Origin of the sequence: Cobetia sp. MC34, assembly GCF_018340035.1 — a bacterium.
Lineage (GTDB): Bacteria > Pseudomonadota > Gammaproteobacteria > Pseudomonadales > Halomonadaceae > Cobetia > Cobetia amphilecti.
The window spans coordinates 70,951-89,079 of sequence record NZ_JADPPY010000015.1 but is presented as its reverse complement, the minus strand read 5'-3'; the positions used below and the strand labels follow the sequence as shown (position 1 = coordinate 89,079).

Annotated in this window: 15 protein-coding genes; 5 read left to right on the top strand and 10 right to left on the bottom strand. The window is 63.2% G+C overall.

The genetic code is table 11. The annotated features are described in order from the left end of the window. The coding region (locus IZU87_RS10220) for a transposase (RefSeq protein ID WP_249330523.1) at positions 1–378 on the top strand (378 nt) is incomplete at its 5' end. Between the two features lie 57 nt (positions 379–435). Here IZU87_RS10220 and IZU87_RS10215 read toward each other — a convergent pair. Beyond that, a complete protein-coding gene (locus IZU87_RS10215) occupies positions 436–891 on the bottom strand; it encodes a hypothetical protein (RefSeq protein ID WP_213114424.1) in 456 nt (151 codons plus the stop codon). 375 nt (positions 892–1,266) lie between these two features. Between IZU87_RS10215 and IZU87_RS10210 the strand changes: the two genes are divergently transcribed. Beyond that, complete coding sequence (locus IZU87_RS10210) at positions 1,267–2,244, top strand: lipid A deacylase LpxR family protein (protein WP_213114423.1); 978 nt, start codon at positions 1,267–1,269, stop codon at positions 2,242–2,244. 130 nt (positions 2,245–2,374) lie between these two features. On the opposite strand, the gene IZU87_RS10205 is transcribed toward IZU87_RS10210, so the two are convergent. Next, a complete protein-coding gene (locus IZU87_RS10205) occupies positions 2,375–2,659 on the bottom strand; it encodes a hypothetical protein (protein WP_043333859.1) in 285 nt (94 codons plus the stop codon). A gap of 493 nt (positions 2,660–3,152) precedes the next feature. Between IZU87_RS10205 and IZU87_RS10200 the strand changes: the two genes are divergently transcribed. Then, positions 3,153–3,635, top strand: coding sequence for an FKBP-type peptidyl-prolyl cis-trans isomerase (locus IZU87_RS10200; protein ID WP_043333860.1), 483 nt, complete (start codon positions 3,153–3,155; stop codon positions 3,633–3,635). 202 nt (positions 3,636–3,837) lie between these two features. On the opposite strand, the gene IZU87_RS10195 is transcribed toward IZU87_RS10200, so the two are convergent. The 5 genes from IZU87_RS10195 to IZU87_RS10175 form a co-directional block, all read right to left on the bottom strand. Continuing rightward, positions 3,838–4,536, bottom strand: a complete 699-nt coding sequence (locus tag IZU87_RS10195; protein WP_213114422.1) for a DUF3047 domain-containing protein — start codon at positions 4,534–4,536, stop codon at positions 3,838–3,840. Between the two features lie 95 nt (positions 4,537–4,631). Beyond that, entirely contained in the window at positions 4,632–5,273 is a 642-nt protein-coding gene (locus IZU87_RS10190) for a CDP-alcohol phosphatidyltransferase family protein (protein ID WP_213114421.1), read from the bottom strand. A 59-nt stretch (positions 5,274–5,332) separates the two neighbouring features. Further along, a complete protein-coding gene (locus tag IZU87_RS10185; RefSeq protein WP_213114420.1) occupies positions 5,333–7,096 on the bottom strand; it encodes an ABC transporter permease in 1,764 nt (587 codons plus the stop codon). Next, entirely contained in the window at positions 7,072–8,355 is a 1,284-nt protein-coding gene (locus IZU87_RS10180) for an ABC transporter substrate-binding protein (RefSeq protein WP_213114419.1), read from the bottom strand. Before IZU87_RS10180 ends, IZU87_RS10185 begins: the two co-directional genes overlap by 25 nt. A 67-nt stretch (positions 8,356–8,422) precedes the next feature. Next, entirely contained in the window at positions 8,423–10,645 is a 2,223-nt protein-coding gene (locus IZU87_RS10175; RefSeq protein WP_213114418.1) for a dihydrolipoyl dehydrogenase family protein, read from the bottom strand. A 296-nt stretch (positions 10,646–10,941) separates the two neighbouring features. Here IZU87_RS10175 and msrA point away from each other — a divergent pair, with 296 nt between their 5' ends. Beyond that, the gene (gene msrA / locus IZU87_RS10170; protein ID WP_213114417.1) at positions 10,942–11,619 is read left to right on the top strand and encodes a peptide-methionine (S)-S-oxide reductase MsrA; all 678 of its coding nucleotides are present in this window, start codon (positions 10,942–10,944) and stop codon (positions 11,617–11,619) included. 141 nt (positions 11,620–11,760) lie between these two features. On the opposite strand, the gene IZU87_RS10165 is transcribed toward msrA, so the two are convergent. Beyond that, the gene (locus IZU87_RS10165) at positions 11,761–13,080 is read right to left on the bottom strand and encodes an MFS transporter (protein ID WP_213114416.1); all 1,320 of its coding nucleotides are present in this window, start codon (positions 13,078–13,080) and stop codon (positions 11,761–11,763) included. Positions 13,081–13,284: 204 nt separating this feature from the next. Between IZU87_RS10165 and IZU87_RS10160 the strand changes: the two genes are divergently transcribed. Beyond that, positions 13,285–14,259, top strand: coding sequence for a LysR family transcriptional regulator (locus tag IZU87_RS10160; RefSeq protein WP_213114415.1), 975 nt, complete (start codon positions 13,285–13,287; stop codon positions 14,257–14,259). Between the two features lie 135 nt (positions 14,260–14,394). On the opposite strand, the gene IZU87_RS10155 is transcribed toward IZU87_RS10160, so the two are convergent. Next, the gene (locus IZU87_RS10155; protein ID WP_213114414.1) at positions 14,395–14,994 is read right to left on the bottom strand and encodes a C40 family peptidase; all 600 of its coding nucleotides are present in this window, start codon (positions 14,992–14,994) and stop codon (positions 14,395–14,397) included. Between the two features lie 311 nt (positions 14,995–15,305). Beyond that, entirely contained in the window at positions 15,306–17,933 is a 2,628-nt protein-coding gene (locus IZU87_RS10150) for a DUF1266 domain-containing protein (RefSeq protein WP_213114413.1), read from the bottom strand. Between the last annotated feature and the right edge of the window lie 196 nt (positions 17,934–18,129).

The window sequence follows — 18,129 nt, the reverse complement described above, 5'->3', positions numbered from 1 at the left end:
ATGGTAGAGCACCTGGTGCGGGATGATGACAATCGAGTCCACGCTGATGCGGGCTACATCGGTATGGGCAAACGCCTGGATGAAGAAAAGGATGCAAGGAATTCCCGTTGCTGTATCGCGGCCAAGCGAGGCGGTATCAAGAAGATGGAAGAGAGTCCGATGAAAGAACTGCTGCTGAAGATCGAGCGGACCAAGGCCAGCATCCGCGCCAAGGTCGAGCATCCGTTCCATGTCATCAAGAATCTCTTCGGCTACCGGAAGGTGCGCTACAAGGGGCTGGCCAAGAACCAGGCGCAGCTATTCAGCCTGTTCGGGCTAGCCAACCTCGTGCTGGCGACGCGATGCGAAGGACGCATTGACGGGGTCAGTGCATCTTGAATTTCCTCTACTAGCCGGATAAACCGGCTAGTAGAGGAAATAGGCCATCTATACAGGTCAGAAAGCGACCGCTGTTGCGGTTGAAGCACCAGTCTGAGCGCTGCAAACGCGTAGAACCGAATTGATCATCGGTTCCTTAGGGGGAAGAATCGAAAAATTATATTTAATCACGACACTTACAGTAGGCTTTGAGCTACTAGAGTTATATCGTTTAAAATCATCAAATGACACAAATTGCTCTTTGCGTTCCTTCTCATGAAATACAGTTACAACTTCATTTTGCGCTATAATAGTGTGCACATCACATAACTGCATAACCTTCATGTGCATCTGCTCTAGCTCAGAGAAGTCTACAAGAATATTATCATGATATTTTTGTACTGTTTTTTCTGACCGCCCTGTTATTTTTTGATATATTGCTTGATACGTCTCTAACGAGACGGATGATTGTCCACCGTCAACAGATAAAGAGCCATTTAAATCATCGCCATCATGCTCAATAATATTAGACATAAATTCCCTTTTATCTACATATTAGTTTATAAAAATTTATACCACAAAGAATATAATATAACAATATTATTATCTGCGATACTACACTCTCTCAGAATGTTAGCCTCCTATACAAATGCATTTTTTTGTGCAAGGTTATACACCTACGGCTTTACTAGACTCTGTGTACAACTTTCCGCCCTAGGAGTTGCCATGCGTCCCACTGCTGCCTGTGCTTTGCTCTCGTCATCGTCGGTCACCCGCACTACTTCGGGTAACAATAGTCCTACTTCATCCGCTGCTGGCACTTCGTCGTGCTCGCTCCCTCTTGGTTTATCCGCTACCCATGCATTGAGCCCTGTCTCGCAACTGCCTTTCACGACCAGGCGCCTGGGCATGGCAATGATCATGCTGGGTGCGGTGGCATTGGCCCCCATGGTGGAGGCAGCCGAGGACGAGGGTGGCGTGCTGTCATTGAAGGTCGAGAACGACATTCTCACCTCCGGCGATGATGGCCATTACACCAACGGCTTTGCGCTGAGCTACACCTTCAAGACACCAGAGCAGCACTGGTCACGCTCATTCGCGGACTGGGTGCCGGGCTTCAGCGCGGCGCGACTGGACGCCACGGCCTACCGCTTCGGGCAGCAGATCTATACCCCCAATGACATCAAGCGAGAGCAACCGGATCAGGATGACCGCCCCTACGCGGGCTACCTGTTCGGTGGCGTCTCGCTGTTCGCCGGAGAAGAGGGAGATGACTGGCGACGGGTGGATACCTTCAATCTGGATCTCGGCATCGTCGGCCCGGCCTCGGGCGCCAAGGATGCTCAGAAGGCGGTACACAAGCTGACCGGCAGTGATGAGCCGGAGGGTTGGGATCACCAGCTGCACAACGAGCCGGTGATCAGCACCGGCTGGCAGACGCAGCTATGGCTGCCGGCCAGGGCCGCGGGGCTGGAGGTGGAGTACGGCCCCTCGGCTTCCGTGGCGCTGGGCAATCTCTACACCTATGCGGGCGTCGGTGGCGGGGTACGCATCGGCCAGGGGCTGACCCGCAGCTACGGGATACCGACAGTGGCGCCGGCCCAGGGCGGCCGTCAGTACTTCCATCCCGACGGTGACTTCGCCTGGTACCTGTTCGCCAATATCGAGGGCCGCGCGATGGCCTACAACATGCTGCTGGACGGCAATGGCTTCGAGGACAGCGCCTCGGTGGACCGTCGCCCACTGGTCGGCGACCTGCAGCTGGGCTTCGCGCTCAGCTGGCAACGCTGGCAGCTGGCGTTCGTCAACGTGTGGCGCACCCACGAATTCGAGACGCAGCAGGAGAGCGATCAATTCGGCTCGCTGACGCTCTCGACCTGGCTATGACTCGGCACTCAGCTGCAGGCAGCACTGACAAGACGTGATGGATGAGCAGAAACAGAAAGGCCGGGCAGATAGCCCGGCCTTTCTGTCTGCGGGAAACGTCATGCTTCCCGGAAGGTTGCTGCTGGTTGAATCAGTGCATCTTGACCTTGCTCATGCCCCAGCAGATCAGCTTGCCGCCGATCAGAACGATCAGCGCCAGCACGATCAATGCCATCAGCATGGAGACGGGATTGACGATGAAGGTCGCACCCAGAATACCCAAGGCCACGCCCCAGACGTAGCGGTCACCGCTATCGATGCTCAGAGCCTCCGGCAGGACACGCTTGACGGTGGCACCCAGCGAGCCTTCCCAGCGGTTCAAGCACAGCATGAAGATCGCAGCGAAGCTCACCAGCCAGATCAATGTCACGGTCATCGAAATTCTCTCCTGAAAAATAGGGTCGCATGGCGCCTGAGTTGTCATTTCCCGTCAGGCGACGGGACAGAGTGTGCAGAGCGAGGCCACCTCGGGCCGCGCGTCAGAATCCGCAATATCCGAGTAGGCAGAGTAACCAGACCCTGTGGCCCTCGCAAGCCATCGCCCCAACCTTGTCTGGCCGCCAGCAGCAAGGCCGCTGTGCGCTGACAGGGCAACCCCGCCAGACACCTGATAATCCAACCGTTTTGCCCCTTTCTTCACCGATGACGTCGGGGGTGAGAAAAAACCCTGCCTCAGGGTTGAAATGCACGCCTGCGAGCGTCACCTATACTTTCAAGACAAGGTAACGTGCGCTGGATTGCCTCTCTGGCAATGTCATCAGCGGGCCAGGAGCCACGTGATACGCGGCTTTTTTCCAGTTTCCCCCCTGACAGTCACCTCAGGGGCACGTTACCATTGACGTTCATATACCTATCGAAAGGCTCTCATCATGCAAATCGCCCAGAATGCCGTCGTATCCTTCCACTACACCCTGACCAACAACGAAGGGGAAGTGCTGGATAGCTCCGAAGGTCGCGAGCCGCTGGCCTACATCCACGGCGCTGGCAACATCGTCCCGGGCCTCGAGAAGGAACTCGACGGCAAGACTTCCGGCGACGAGCTGAAAGTTGCCGTCTCTCCGGAAGAAGGTTACGGCGAAGTCCAGGAAGCCCTGGTCCAGGAAGTGCCGCGTGAAGCCTTCCAGGGTGTCGAAGACATCGAAGCTGGCATGCAGTTCCAGGCGCAGACCCAGGGCGGCCCGCTGATGGTCACCGTCACCAAGGTCGAAGGCGACACTGTCACTGTCGATGGCAACCACCCGCTGGCCGGCGAAACCCTGAACTTCGACGTGCAGATCACCAACGTGCGTGAAGCTTCTGCCGAAGAGCTGGAACACGGCCACGTTCACGGCGAAGGCGGCGTGGAGCACTAAGCTCCGCCTCTTCCCTCATCCGGGGCGATGCCTCAGATGAGCGCCTCCCACACCGTGGGGGGCCGGAACCGAAAGCCCCGCGACTGAGTCATCAGTCGCGGGGCTTTTTCGTGTCTGGCTTCGAGTCGGCCTGGCTGGCTTGACGCACTTGTCAGACTGGCTCAGCCCTCTCTTCACAGCCCTGAGCACTCATGATTCCGGATCAGGCACCGCAGCTGGGCGGCGTGGCATCGCTGGAAAGGCTCAGGCCACGAAACAGCGCCGTGGCATCACCGCCGGCATTGTCACCGTCAGCCATCAGCGCCAGTCCGGCAATCTCGCTCGGCTTGCTGCCAAACAGTGACGCGTAATCAGCCCGCAGATCACGCACCTCCGCCACCCACTGCCCCACCTTCTCGTCGCCGGATTCGACCGCCAGCAGCACGGCACGATCCGTGAAGGCATTGTCCCAGTGGCTGCCTTTAGCTTGATTGCTGGACCAGACGTAATTGATGGCTTCGACCTGCCACGGCAGGATACCGGTCTTGTTGACCACGTAGAGACGCGCCGGATAGTCATCGCCGCCCTTGGTCTTCTCGTTCACGCTCGGGTAGATGCTGTCCACCTGCCAGCACCATTTCAGGTAGGGCGTCTCTTCCAGCGAGATATCTTCCTCGAGAAAACGCGCGGATGCCTGACCCTGGGCACGTGCTTCAAGCGCAGGTCTGCCATCGCGCTCCACCACGCGATAGGCCGTCTGGCCCTCGAAGGTCTTCTCGCCCCAGGCAAGAATCTGCGCAGGCGAGAAACTCCTGTCAGCCGCGTGGGCCACCGAGTGCAGTAGCGCCGCCAGCAGGCCGCTGGAGGCGACTGCCGCGAACAGGGGCAGGAATGATGGCAACTGACGGGAAGCAATCTTCATTGGCAGGACTCCGAGGCGCCCGAGCAAGGCAAGTGAGCAAGGCGAGTAAGAAAGGTAACGAGCCGTATCATCAGCAAGGCCAGGTTCGCAGCGCATCAACTCTGGTCGGTGCTGTGATGCTCATCCTGGGCTCGCAAGGTGACATACCCTCCCCATACGCGCGTCAGCGTGGTCAGGATGCATGCCGCGGCGAAGATCCACGCCAACAATGCGAAATGCTGTGGCATCAGGCAGGCCAGCACGAAGAAGGCGATGGTCTCGGTACCCTCGGTCAGGCCATCCAGATAATAGAAGGCCTTGCGCGTGAAATTGGGCCGCTCCAGCTGATGCTTGGCCGCCATGATGGCAAAGGCCAGAAAGCTCGAGCCCGTGCCGACGAAGGCGAACAGCAGCGCCACCGCCGCCATCGCATTGGCGGCAGGGTCTGCCAGGGCGAAGCCCACCACCACCGCGGCGTAGAACAGGAAATCGAGACAGATATCCAGAAAGCCACCGGCATCGGAGCTCAGGCCGGCGTGCCGCGCCAGCGCGCCATCCAGCCCGTCCACCACCCGATTGATCAGGATCGCGACCAGCGCGAGCCCGAAATGCCCATAAGCCAGCAACGGCAACGCCAGCATGCCGATGGCGAAGCCCGCGAGGGTCAGCTGATCCGGATGCAGACCGCGCGCCGCCGCACTTTTCGCAAGACGTTTCAGAGGCGGCTGTACCCAGCGTGAGGTCCACTTGTCCAGCATGTTGCATCTACTCCCATGAGATCGTTGAGGTCATCGTCATTCCAGCACCTGACAGGCGCTCAGCCGCGCGTCGGCGAGACCGAGCGCCCGGCAGGTACCGCACGCGCCAACAGGTAGACCACCAGCGGCAGACAGGCCTGCAGGCAGGCGGCCACCGCGGTCAGGCGCGGGTCGGCTCCCGTCGCCAGCGCCAGAGTCTCGGTGGTCAGGGTCGGGACACGCCCGCCGCCCAGTACCACCGTCGGCACGTACTGCGCGATACTGACCGCGAAGGCCACTGCCCAGCTGATGGCCAGCGGCCTGAGCATCAGGCGCAGGCGGATACCGATCAGCACCTCGAGCCGTGAACGCCCCAGCAGGCGTGCCGCCTGCTCGAGTCGGGTATCAAAGCGTGCCCAGGGGCCGGCCAGCGTCAGCCAGGCGTAAGGCAAGGCGAACAGCAGATGCCCGATCACCACTCCCGCCCAACCGGGGCTGGCCCCCAGGCTCAACCAGCCGACCTGAAAGCCGAACAGGAAGCTGGCCTGCGGCAGCAGCAATGGCAGATAGAGGCAGACCACGAAGCCACGCAGGCGGCCACTTTCCCGCTCACGCTCGAACACCGCCACGCTGAGGATGACGGCCAGTGTCGCCACCAGCAGTGCCAGCCACAGGCTGTTGCTGAAGGCATCCCCCAGGCCAGCGAGGGCCTGTTGCCAGCTCTCCCAGCCCCAGCGAGACGGCAACAGTGCAGGGAAGAACCAGCTTCTGGCCACCGATTGCACGCCGATCACCACGAAGGCGAGCAATGAGATCAGCGTGACCAAGCCCAGTACTCCGCGCGCGACACGCCCGAACATGGCTTCGCTCGCCAGCGCCAGGCGGCTTGCGCGCTCCGGGTGATGGCTCAGTACCCAGCCGCGATGCCAGGCGAGCAGAGCGCGTCCCAGCGTCGCGCCCAGCGCCATCATCCCGATCACCAGCAGGGCCAGCATCAGGGCGCCGACACTCGCCGGCAGGCGCGCCGTCGGGTCACTGTCGCGCCACAGCTCGATCAGGCGCACCGCCAGCGTCGGCGTACGCGTCGGGCCCAGCACCTGCGCCACATCCACCACCGCCAGCGAGTAGGCTAGCACCGCGCCGATGGGCAAGGCGATGGCGCGCATCACCTGTGGCATCAGAATGCGCCAGCGCAGCTGTGGGATGCTGTAGCCGAGTGCCTGGCCTGCCTGCAGCTGCGCCGTGACCGGCAGGCGTGACAGCGCCGTCTGCGCCATCAGCATCAAGAATGGCGCCTCCTTGAGCGCCAGACCGACCGCCAGCGAGATGCCATGGGCATCCGGCAGCGGATACTGCGGCGGTACCAGCACCTCGAAGGGCGCCAGCAGCAGGCGCATCAGCACGCCACTCGGGGCGGCCAGCCACAGCAGCCCCAGCGCCAGCGCCAGATGCGGCATCGCCAGTATCGGGGCCAGCAGGCGCTCCATGCGCTCGCCGAAGCGAGTCCCGGCCGCCGCCGAGACCCACCCCATGGTCAGCAGCACCGCCAGCAGCGTGCCGCCGAGGCCACTGACCAGCGTCAGTCGAAAGCCCTCCGCCAGCCCGGGCAAGGCCCACCAGCGTTGCCAGGCGACCGCCGAGACCTCCTCGAAGCCCAGCGTCGGCCACAGCCCGAAGGCCGGCGCGACCAGCCCGGCCAGCCCCAGCGCCGTCGGGCCGAGCAGCAACAGCAAGACGCCCCAGCGCAGCACGCGAGCGGGCGTCAGCGGCGCATGACCAGTGGCGGGGGCGACACGCCAGCGATCAGCGACCCATTGCGTCAGTTGCGATAGCGTCGCGCCCACTCGGCCTCCAACGCATCGGTCCAGCTCGGGTGTGGCTCGCTGAGCGGTGTGCCCAACGCCTCGGGCGACATGCTGCCGGGCAGCTGTGGCAAGGCCTCGAAGGCGGCACGCTCTTGCGGCGGCAGGCGGGCGACATCCAGCACCGTGTCATCGCCCCAGCGTGAAGGGTCGGCCTTGGCAGCCTGGGCCTCGGCGGACATCAACTGATTGATCCACACCAATGCTGCGGCCTTGTGCGGTGCACTGGCCGGAATCGCCAGATAGTGCACATTGCCGAGGGTGCCGCCGTCATGGATATACGGCTCGATGGTCGGTGGCAGCCGCCCTTCCTGACGGGCATTGGCCACTTCCTGGGGCACGAAGGTCAGCGCGATCCACACGCTGCGCTGAGCGAGCAACTTCATCTGCTCTTCGGCACCGGCTGGCTGACGCTCGCCCTGCGCCCACATCAAAGGATGCAGCGCATCGAGATAGTCCCACAGCGGTGCGGTCACCTCAGCGAACTGAGCATCACTCGCCACGGGAGATGCCAGCACCTCGCGCTGCTCCACTGGCATCAATTCAATCAAGGCCTGCTTGAGGAAGGTGGTGCCGTGGAAGCTGGGCGGCTGCGGATAGGTCACGCGTCCGGGATGCTCTCTGGCCACCTCCAGCAGCGCCTGCATCGAGCGCGGCGGCGATTCCAGCAGCGCGGTGTCATACATGAAGATCAGCTGCGCACGCCCCCAGGGCGCCTCCAGACCATCGGTGGCGAGTCCGAAATCGCGCGCACCGATCTCCTCGAGCAGATAGTCACTGTTGGGCAGGCGCTCGACGAAGGGCCCCCACACCAGCTCGGCCTGCTTGAGCGCACGGAAGTTCTCGCCGTTGATCCAGATCACATCGATGCTGCCATCGCGGCGCCCGGCCGCCTTCTCGGCCAGCAGGGTCGAGACGCTCTCGGCGGTATCGGCGATCTTGACGTGACGCACCTCGATGCCATGCCGCGCCGCCGCTGTCTTGGCCTGGGAGCGCAGATAGGCGTTGGTCGCCTCACTGCCGCCCCAGGCGTGAAAGTCGATACGTTGACCGCGCGCGTGCTCGGCGATCACCTGCCACTCGAGCGAGGCGAGCTCAGGGGTCGCGCGCCCGGCCTGCGCGTCTGCGGCATACGCCAGAGAAGCGGCCCAGGGACTGGCACTGACACCGGCCAGCAAGACCAGCGAGCCGCCCATCAGCGCCAAGGCACGACGGCGACCCGCCAGATGATTCGTCTTCATGAAGGGCTTCTCCTGATGGAAAAATGCCGCGACCCTGCACCTGCAGGCCCGCGGCATGATTCAGCAATTACTGTTTTTCGACAGCCACAGTCCGCTCGGCAGGGTTTGCCTTGAGGGTCTTGGTCGGCTCGAAGCGGCCGTTGCGGCGCCAGGTGAAGTAACGGTCGAGCACCTTGAGCACGCCTTCCGGCTTGTGGGCATTCTTCCACATGCCCGCCGCGGCCTTGTTGGCCTCGGACAGCGTCGGATAGGGATGGATGGTGGACAGGATCTTGTTGAGACCGATGCCATGCTTCATCGCCATGGTGAATTCGGCCAGCCACTCCCCTGCCGAGGCACCGACCAGCGTCACGCCGAGGATGCGATCACGCCCCTTCTCGGTGAGCACCTTGACGAAGCCTTCGGTGGCTCGCTCGGCCAGCGCGCGATCGCTCTCGCCCATCGCGTAATGGGTCACTTCATAGTCATAGCCCTGCGCTTTGGCTTCAGTCTCGTTGAGGCCGACACGTGCCACTTCCGGCTCGGTGTAGGTGACCATCGGCATGATACGGTAGTCGACCTTGAAGGTCTTCAGGCCACCGAACAGCGCGTTGACCGCCGCGTGCCACGCCTGGTGACCGGCGGCATGAGTGAACTGGTACGGACCAGCGACATCGCCACATGCCCAGATGTTCGGCTGCAGGGTCTGCAGCGACTCGGAGACATCGATGGTGCCGCGCTCGGAAACCGCGATGCCCAGTGCCTCGAGGCCGAAGCCTTCGACATTGGCTTCACGACCGATAGCCACCAGCAGCTCGTCGAACTCGATCCAGCTTTCCTCGCCTCCGGGGGAGCTGACCACCAGCTGACGCATCGGCTGGCTGTCCTTGCCCTTGAGCACCTCGATGCGCGTGGCGGTGGAATTGACGCGCAGATCGACGCCCTCACCGGCCAGCTGCTCATGCATCAAGGTGCTGACTTCCTCGTCCTCGCGCGGCATCACGCGCGGCGCACCCTCGATGATGGTGACCTGACTGCCGAGACGCGCGAAGCTCTGACCCAGCTCCATGCCGATGGGGCCGGAACCCAGCACCACCAGACGCCTGGGCTGTTCCTTGAGGTCCCACAGGTTCTCGGAGGTCAGCGGCGTGATTAATTCCATACCCGGGATAGCTGGCACACGCGGGCGGGCACCGGTAGCGATCACCACGTTGCGCGTGGTCAGCACGCGGCCATCGACTTCCACTTCCCAGGGCGTCTTGAGCATGGCGCTGCCGGTATGCACTTCCACGCCGAGGCCTTCGTAACGTTCGATACTGTCGTGCGGCTCGACACTTTCGACCACGTCATGCACATGGCCCATCACCTTGGCGAAATCGATTTCCGGCTCGTTGGCGGTGATTCCGAAGCGCGCGGACTGACGAATCTCATGGGCCGCACGCCCGGCACGAATCAGCGCCTTGGAGGGCACGCAGCCGGTATTGAGACAGTCACCGCCCATCTTGTGCCGCTCGATCAGCGCGACACGCGCATTGACGGCGGAGGCGATATAGCTGGTGACAAGTCCGGCGGAACCGGCACCGATGACGACCATGTCGTAGTCGAAGGTCTTCGGCTTGGTGAAGCCCGCCTGCTGCTTGCGCTTGCGCAGCACGCCGACGATCTTCTTGGCGATCAGCGGGAACAGGCCCAGCGCGATGAAGGAGGCGATCAGTCCCGGCGACAGGATGCCGGACAGGGATTCCAGCTGGCCCAGCTCACGCCCGGCGTTCACGTAGATGGCGGTGCCCGCCAGCATGCCCAGCTGGCTTGCCACGTAGAAGGTGACCACGCGCATGCGGGTCAGGCCCATCACCAGGTTGACGATGAAGAACGGGAAGACCGGCACCAGGCGCAGCGTGAACAGATAGAAGCCGCCTTCACGCTCAACGCCACGGTTGAGGGATTCCAGCTGACGGCGGAAGCGCTTCTCGATGCTCTCGCGCAGCAGAGTGCGGGAAATCAGGAAGGCCAGCGTCGCACCGATGGTGCTGGCGAAGGAGATCAGCAGCAGCCCCCAGCCGAAGCCGAACAGCGCGCCTCCCAGCAGCGTCAGCAGTGCTGCACCGGGCAGCGAGAGTGCCGCCATCGCCACGTAGACGACGAAGAAGGTGCCCGCGACCTTGTAGGGTGATTCCGCGAACAACGCCTGGAATTCGGACTGGCTGGCCTTGAGGCTCTGCAGGGTGAAGTAATCCTGTGCCCCGCTGGCGAAGAACACCACGATGGCAGCGACGATGGCGCCCAGAAGCAGTAACTTGCGTTTATTCACTGGCGATTTCCTTTTCGATTCCTGCCGTCATGGGCATGTCATTGGGATGTACCGTGTCCTTACGAGGCATGTCGCTGACTGGATGCACAGATTCGCGTAGCGGGGTGAATGGCAGTGGCTTGATCACGACAACGGTAACGTTTCATTCTGCATGTTCGCATCCATCCCACGTTTATTCGCGTAGAAACCTATACAGGCAGTGAGGACTCAACAGCGCCAGTCACCTCACGGCTCACCGAGACATGGAGATTTCCGTGTACTCATCTCGAAGGAATGACGCCTTTCCCGGAGACACCATGACCCGATACACGCGAATCCCCTTCCCTGCGCTCAGACGTCTCACGCCACTGGCAAGCCTGCTCGGCGGCCTGCTGCTTGCCGGCCACGCCCATGCCTTCGACCCGCAGACCGCGCCCAAGGGCGTCGCCGAAGGTGTCGCTCAAGGCCAGGAAGTCGCCATCTTCGCCGGTGGCTGCTTCTGGTGCATGGAAGGCCCCTTCGACAAGCTTGAGGGTGTGATCTCGACCACCTCCGGCTATACCGCGGGCGAACAGGACAACCCGACCTACAAGCAGGTTTCCTCGGGCGGCACCGGGCATACCGAAGCGGTCAAGGTGGTCTACGAGCCGGAAAAGGTCAGCTACGACACCCTGCTGGAGGTCTTCTGGCACAACATCGACCCGGTCGCGGTGGACCGCCAGTTCTGTGATGCCGGCACCCAGTACCGCAGCGGCATCTATCCCCTCGATGAGGCCCAGCGTGACGCGGCAGAGGCCAGTCGCGATGCGCTGAAGGACAGATTCCCCGAAGGCATCGCCACCGAGATCGAGGCGGCAGGGCCCTGGTATGCGGCCGAGGACTACCATCAGGACTTCTACAAGAAGAACCCGGTGCGTTATCGCTTCTACCGCGCCGGCTGTGGCCGCGATGATCGTCTGGAGGAGATCTGGGGTGACGACTCGCCCGCGCACTGATCTCGCCCTCCAGGCCCTCTGAACGACAACGGCTCGCCATCTGGCGAGCCGTTGTCGTTTGCGTGCTCTGATTTACGTGCCCTGCTCTCTATTCTGCGGTCTGCTCTGCTCTCTGATCTTCCATCAGCCCTGCTCTCAGGCTCAATACTGCGTGGTAGCCCGGCGCCAGCACAGGATCGCCAGCGAGAAGGTCACCGCCAGCACCAGTACGCTGGCGGCCACCACCCCGGGCCAGCCGGCAGCCTGCCAGAAGGGTTCCAGCCAGAAGCCGCCGAGACTCGCGCCCAGATAGTAGGCGGTCAGATACAGCGCACTGGCACTGGCCCGCGCGCCTTCGGCATTGCGTCCGACCCAGGCCGAGGCAGTGGCATGCGCGAGGAAGAAGCCGAAGGCATTCAGGCTCAGACCGATCAGCATGCCGATCAGCGAGTGACTCAGCGTCAGCAGCGTGCCGAGCATCACGATGCCGGTGCCCAGCATCATGGTCAGCGCCTGACCGCGTCGCTGAGCGATCGCCAGCGCGGCCTCACCGTTCTCAGCCGCACCTCCCGGTACCAGACGCCGTGCCAGCCGGCCAGACTGGGAGGCGCCGAAGGTACCCGCCAGATAGGTCAGGAACAACAGCCCCAGCCATTGACTGCTGAGCGACCAGGGCGCCTCACTCAGCCGGAAGGTCATGTAGCTGTAGAGATTGACGAAGATGAAGAAATTCAGCCCGCCGAGCAGGAACACCGGCCACAGCCGAGGGTTGCGCAGATGGCGACCCAAGCCTGCCAGCATGCTGCTCAGCTTGAGCGGCTGGGCGACGAAGCGTCTCTGGCGCGGCAGCAGCTGCCATAACGCCCCCAGCACCAGCAGGCTGACGCCGCCGATGGCGGCGAAGCTGGCCTGCCAGCCCCAGTGCTCCGCGATCACGCCCCCCGCGACCCGCCCCGAGATGCCGCCCAGCGAATTGGCACTGATGTAGAGCCCCACCGCCATCATCAAGGCGGGTTGCTCCATCTCATCACTCATGTACGCCACTGCCACCGCCGGCAGGCCGCCGAGCAGAAAGCCCTGTAGCGCGCGCACCGCCAGCAGCGACCAGAAGCCCTCGGCGAACAGTGCCAGCCCTGAACAGGCCACCCCGCCGGCCAGGGTCCACAGCAGGATACGCCGCCGCCCCAGCGCATCGGACAGCGGGCCGAATACCAGCAGTGCCAGGGCCAGCGTCAGGGTGCTCACCGACAGGGACAGACTCGCCTGCAGCGAGCTCAGGCCCAGATCCGTCGCCAGCAGCGGCAGCAGCGGTTGCACCAGATAGAGGTTGATGAAGACCACGAAGGAGCCCAGACACAGTGCCTGGGTCATGCGCCGCCAGTCACGCCCGCGCGCCTTGAGCGGCTCGGGCAGCTCGGACTGCGCGGTAGAGACCGAGGCGGCGGAATCGGGGGAAGAAGACGCGGAAAGCGATGAAGCCATCAGGTACCTGCACTCAATCAAGCATGGGGATGGCGCCAGTCTGCGCCGCACGCTCGCATCAGTAAAATAGCTCGACATGATGCTGACCATCAGCAAAGCTGATGGCCGTGGCGACACAGGGATGTCGCAAACTGCGCCGAGAGGAAGCTGCGCTGATAAAGGACTCCGCGCTGAAAAGCACCTCACTATCAACAGGACCCCGCGATGAAACTGCCCTTCGATCTGCGTGCACTGGTGATATTCGTCAGTGTCGTCGAGCACCAGAGCTTCACCACTGCCGCTCAGGCACTCAGCCTGGCTCAGTCAGCGGTCAGCCAGTCGATCGCCGGGCTCGAAAGCCGGCTGGGCACGCAACTGCTGGTCAGGGGCTCACGCGGTCTGCGCCTGACACCGGCCGGCGATACGCTGCTCGAGCATGCCCGACCCCTGCTGCAACAGGCACAGCGCGCGGCACTGGCGATGGCGGAGCTCGAGGGGCTGGTCAAGGGCGAGGTGCGCATCGGCGTCTCCTCGATGCTCGGCTCCTACTACTTCCCGCCCCTGTTGATGGCATTCAAGGCACGCTATCCCGACATCAAGCTCAGCGTGATCGAGGGCGGCACCCTGAGCCTGCGCCGGATGATCGACAATGCCGAGCTGGACCTGGGTGTCATCGTCGAGGATCAGCTCGGCACCGACACCCATGGCCTGATTCGACGCCACTTCCTGAGCGAGGAAATGGTGGTCTGCCTGGCGAACGATCATCCGCTGGCCGCCCGCGCGCAGATCAGCGTCGAGGAGTTCTTCGCCGAGGAGCTGGTGGTCTTCAAGCGCGGCTACTTCCATCGCGACTTCATCGAGCGCCTGGCCAGCCAGCATGGTCTCGCGCCGAGCATCGCCTTCGAATCAAACCTGATCGCCCTCAACAAGGCGATCGTCGCGCGCGGCTTCGGGATCACCACCTTCCTCAAGCGTGTGGTCGAGGACGACCGTGAAGAGAACAACCTGACCGCCGTCTCCTTCGATGAGCCCGCCTGGCTTGAGCTGTCACTCGCCTGGCGCCGCGAGCGCGGCCTGTCGCGTGCAGAGCAGGCGCTGGTCGATTTCGTCATTGAACACTCGGCAACCGGGAGGCCCACCCCGGACGCCTTGAGCGCTGATGATCAGGCAAGCAGCACTACGCTGAAGCCCCCTTCCTGAGCAGAGGCTGACATTTGCTTGGGCTCAGAAACGACAACACCCGGCCAGGGCCGGGTGTTGTCGAACAAGACACTTGTCTATTCAAGGGCTTGTCTGTGTCAGCGCTTGTCTGTTTCAGTGCGACGCGTGATCAACTCACTGGCTGCGCATGGCCAGCTTCATCTGCATGGCTTCGTAGGGCATCGGGCGACGCGACTGCCAGTAGTGCTGGGACCAGTAGACATTGTCGAGCCGCGACAGCTTCACGCCACGCGAGGTGGAGGCATGCAGGAAGTAGCCGTTGCCGACGTAGACCCCCACATGGTTGTAGCGACGTGAGGGACGGAAGAAGACCAGATCACCCGGCTTGAGCTGCGACTTGTCGATGCGCTTGCCACGCTTCACCTGGTCGGTGGTGGTGCGCGGCAGATCGATGCCGAAGCCATCACTGAAGACATGCTGCATCAGGGCGGAGCAATCGATGCCGCGGGTGTTGGTGCCCCCCAAACGATAGGGCGTCCCGGCCCAGCGGTCATGCTCTTCCAGCAGGACATCGCGGATGCTCGGCCCTGACATGGCGAAGTCCTGCGACTCGGCGGCCGGCTGGGACGCGGACTGGCGATAGCGCTTGAGCTTCGGCAGTTCCGGCAGGTCCACATCGTAGTAGGCCACATCATTGGACGGTGTTGAGTGACTGGCACAGCCTGCCACACCCAGTGGCAGGATCAGAAAACAGCATAATAACGCGTGGCGCATCCAGCATTCCTCGTCGTGGGCCCGGCGCTGGAAGGGTGAAGGTGAGCAGCGCTTGCGGACGGCGATAACCATTGATGCATGACGATGATCGTTGATCGATCAGGGATAATACGGCGACTATCTGACAAGGTGGGCCAACTCAGGCAGCAGCACACCTTGCAACACGATGTCGACAGTCAGATGACAAACTCGAGTCGTTCGCAGGATAGTAGTTCATGTTTCCGCAAACCGTATGCCATTGCCGCACAAGTTAGACCAAAGCATCAGAGAAAGTGCCCCCTGCCGCTCACCCAACCTGAATTGAACCCCGCTCAGTGCAGCGTGCGAGCGTCTCCGCTCAGCACATCCAGATGCAACGCCGGCCAATGCCCCGGGCGGGCGCCCGGGAAATCGAGACTCGACCAGGCACCCGCCAGCGGTGGCGCCGCCGTCAACCACTGGATGAGCGCATCGCGGAAGCCGCGCAGGAAGCTGTCACGCTGGTCGGTGTCGCCCATGAAGAAGGCATAGCCGGCGAACAGCCCACGGGCATATTCCTTCCAGCTGCCGTAGTGGTCACGCGCCATCGCATAGGCGCTGTCCAGATAGGCGGTGAAGGTCGCATCGTCCAGCCAGCCCAGCTGGCGCCCGGCAATCGCGAGGTCCACCATCTGGGCGATGTCCCACGCCGCCATGTCCAGCTCGTTGCAGCGCGCCTCGTTGTCCCTGACGCGACGCAGACGGTCCAGATGCACCTGCTCATCATCGCCGCGCTCGGCGCTTTCCAGCACGTCGATCTCATTGTCGAGGCGGGCGCGATTGAGGGTGTAGGGGCCGTAATTGATCTGGTATTCGTCCCGATCACCGGCATCGCGCAGGAAGTCGAGGAAGCCCTTGAGCGCCTCGGCATTGACGAGGCCGTAATGGCCTTCGAGCCAGCCGCTGAGCTCCTCGACGCCCCGCCCATACTCGACCATCGGCTCGCCCCAGCACGGCGTATTGAGCGGACCGCTCAGCGCCAGCGCCGTGAAGCGATCCAGACTCGGACGTAGCCCCGGCTCCTGCCAGTCGCTGGCGCGCCAGTCGAGCCAATGGAACAGGCTGCCGGGGTCATCGAGATGCCAGCGGATCTCGTTGACCAGCGGATGATCCTCGAGTTCCGGCACCGCGGATTCCCACACCGCCCAGGCTTCCAGCAGACGCATGGCGTCCGGGTAGTAGCGACACAGAGCACTGCGCAGACGCTCGGCACACTGGGCCAGCTCATCGGCCGGGAAATCACCGCTGTCCTGCACCATCAACAGATAGAAGGCGTACTTCTCGGCCATCACCACACTGGCGGGATAGCGATGACAGACGGCCAGACGCTGACGGCGTTCCAGCTCGACGGCATCGGCACGCCCGAAGGGCGTCTGGGCATCGGGCAAGGCACCACGCGCGGCATCGGCGGCCAGCTGGTTGAGATGATGCGCCTGCGCCGGCAGCCAGAAGCGCGCCATGCCCTGCACGCCATCGCGGGTGTCCAGCGCCAGCGTCTCGTTGAGATATTGGCGTGCCTCTTCGCGGCGCGCCGCATCGACCTCGGCGACAAGCCCCTGACGATAGAGCAGGTCTGGCTCACGGATACTGGCGATGGCCAGCACCCAGTGGCGGCTGTCATTGCGCCACGCGCGAATCGCCGCGCGGCAGCGGTCACGCTGGGCGGCAGGCAGCAGCGCATGCAGCTCGCAACGCAGCGGCGTCAGCGGCGACGCCATCAACGGACGCCAGTCACTCTCGGTGTCGCGGGTCAGATCGACACCCTCGAACAGACTGCGACCGCGCTGATAGGCGCGGGCCACGCCCTGCCAGTCAGCATAGCGGCGCACCAGCAGGTCGATGCCGTGGGCGGCGAAGTCCTCGCCCTCCTCACGACTCAGCCAGCCGGCACATAGCCCGGCGAAGGCGAGATCGACCAGACGCAGCCAGTCCCAGGCGGCGAATTCCAGCGGCTCGCCACGATCAAGATACTGCAGCAGCAGCTCGCCGTAGGCCGTCGGTGACGGGGGCTTTTCCAGCCCGCCATCGGCGACGTCGATGCTGGAGGAGGCATGCGCGGGGGCGCCCTTGCGCCCTTCCGACTTGCGTTCGGCCTCTTCCTGAGCCGCATCCGCTTCCAGCTCATCCAGCCACTTGGCACGCTCGCTGTCGCTGGCCGTCATCAGGCGTGCGCTGTCGATGTCCCAGCCATAGCGATGGCCCTGCGAGGCCAGCCACAGCAACAGTCGAATCAGCTCATCACGCCCGGTGATCGCCCAGGTCTCGGCCAGCCAGCGCGTGACATCCGGCCAGTGCGCCGCGGCGTCAAAACCGCTGGCACCGTCCTCGTGCGGGCCGCTGTCATCGGTGGTCAGCGTCTGACCGCCGAGCCACGGCGAGAAGATGGCGCGCGCCATCCAGACCCGGTCGCGCTCGCCCTGAGGCCAGAGCTCAGTAACCGCCACCGGAGGCTGTGCCTCCAGCGCCTCCTGCAGACGCGGCCAGGTGACGCCGGCGTCTTCGTGCTCCAACTGAGACAGCGCGAGGCTGGCCTCGAAGAAGCCGTCATCGCCTCGCGTCCAGCCCGCATCGCTGCGCGAATGGGCCAGAGCCTTGAGCCAGTCATCCAGCGAGGTGAAACGCCCGCCGATCGCCGTCAGCAGACGTATCAGCCAGGCACGCGTGCGCGCCTCTGACAGCCAGCCGGCAGTACGTGCCAGCGCCAGCAATTCCAACGCCTCCAGCTGGTGCAGCGGGTCCGGGGTGTCATTGGGGAAGGCCTCCAGCAGACGCCATCCCAACTCGCCCGCATCCGGGACTTCCTGGGCCTTCAGACGCGCGCACGCTTGGGCCGGTGTCCACACCGTTTCCGGCGCTGCACTGAAACCCCAACCGCACAACACCAGCTGTTGCCCCCACCAGGCACTCAGGGGTTCGACCAAGGCACACCTCACGACTCGATAGGATTCGACTGACGCAACACTTGCGACCGGGCAACTCGCAACCGGCGGCGCATAGTGTAACGGAAAGGGGCTTGCGGCGATGCCCCTCACGCAGGATAGCGAGCACGAACCACACCACGACGCCCGATGACAATGGCACTGTCATCGGGCGTCGTGGTGTGGGTGGCCGCAGACA

What these genes read in the sequence shown, in the direction of transcription:
- IZU87_RS10215 (WP_213114424.1), bottom strand. Translation starts at nt 891, where the DNA reads ATGTCTAATATTATTGAGCATGATGGCGATGATTTAAATGGCTCTTTA.
- IZU87_RS10210 (WP_213114423.1), top strand. Translation starts at nt 1,267, where the DNA reads ATGGCAATGATCATGCTGGGTGCGGTGGCATTGGCCCCCATGGTGGAG.
- IZU87_RS10205 (WP_043333859.1), bottom strand. Translation starts at nt 2,659, where the DNA reads ATGACCGTGACATTGATCTGGCTGGTGAGCTTCGCTGCGATCTTCATG.
- IZU87_RS10200 (WP_043333860.1), top strand. Translation starts at nt 3,153, where the DNA reads ATGCAAATCGCCCAGAATGCCGTCGTATCCTTCCACTACACCCTGACC.
- IZU87_RS10195 (WP_213114422.1), bottom strand. Translation starts at nt 4,536, where the DNA reads ATGAAGATTGCTTCCCGTCAGTTGCCATCATTCCTGCCCCTGTTCGCG.
- IZU87_RS10190 (WP_213114421.1), bottom strand. Translation starts at nt 5,273, where the DNA reads ATGCTGGACAAGTGGACCTCACGCTGGGTACAGCCGCCTCTGAAACGT.
- IZU87_RS10180 (WP_213114419.1), bottom strand. Translation starts at nt 8,355, where the DNA reads ATGAAGACGAATCATCTGGCGGGTCGCCGTCGTGCCTTGGCGCTGATG.
- msrA (WP_213114417.1), top strand. Translation starts at nt 10,942, where the DNA reads ATGACCCGATACACGCGAATCCCCTTCCCTGCGCTCAGACGTCTCACG.
- IZU87_RS10165 (WP_213114416.1), bottom strand. Translation starts at nt 13,080, where the DNA reads ATGGCTTCATCGCTTTCCGCGTCTTCTTCCCCCGATTCCGCCGCCTCG.
- IZU87_RS10160 (WP_213114415.1), top strand. Translation starts at nt 13,285, where the DNA reads ATGAAACTGCCCTTCGATCTGCGTGCACTGGTGATATTCGTCAGTGTC.
- IZU87_RS10155 (WP_213114414.1), bottom strand. Translation starts at nt 14,994, where the DNA reads ATGCGCCACGCGTTATTATGCTGTTTTCTGATCCTGCCACTGGGTGTG.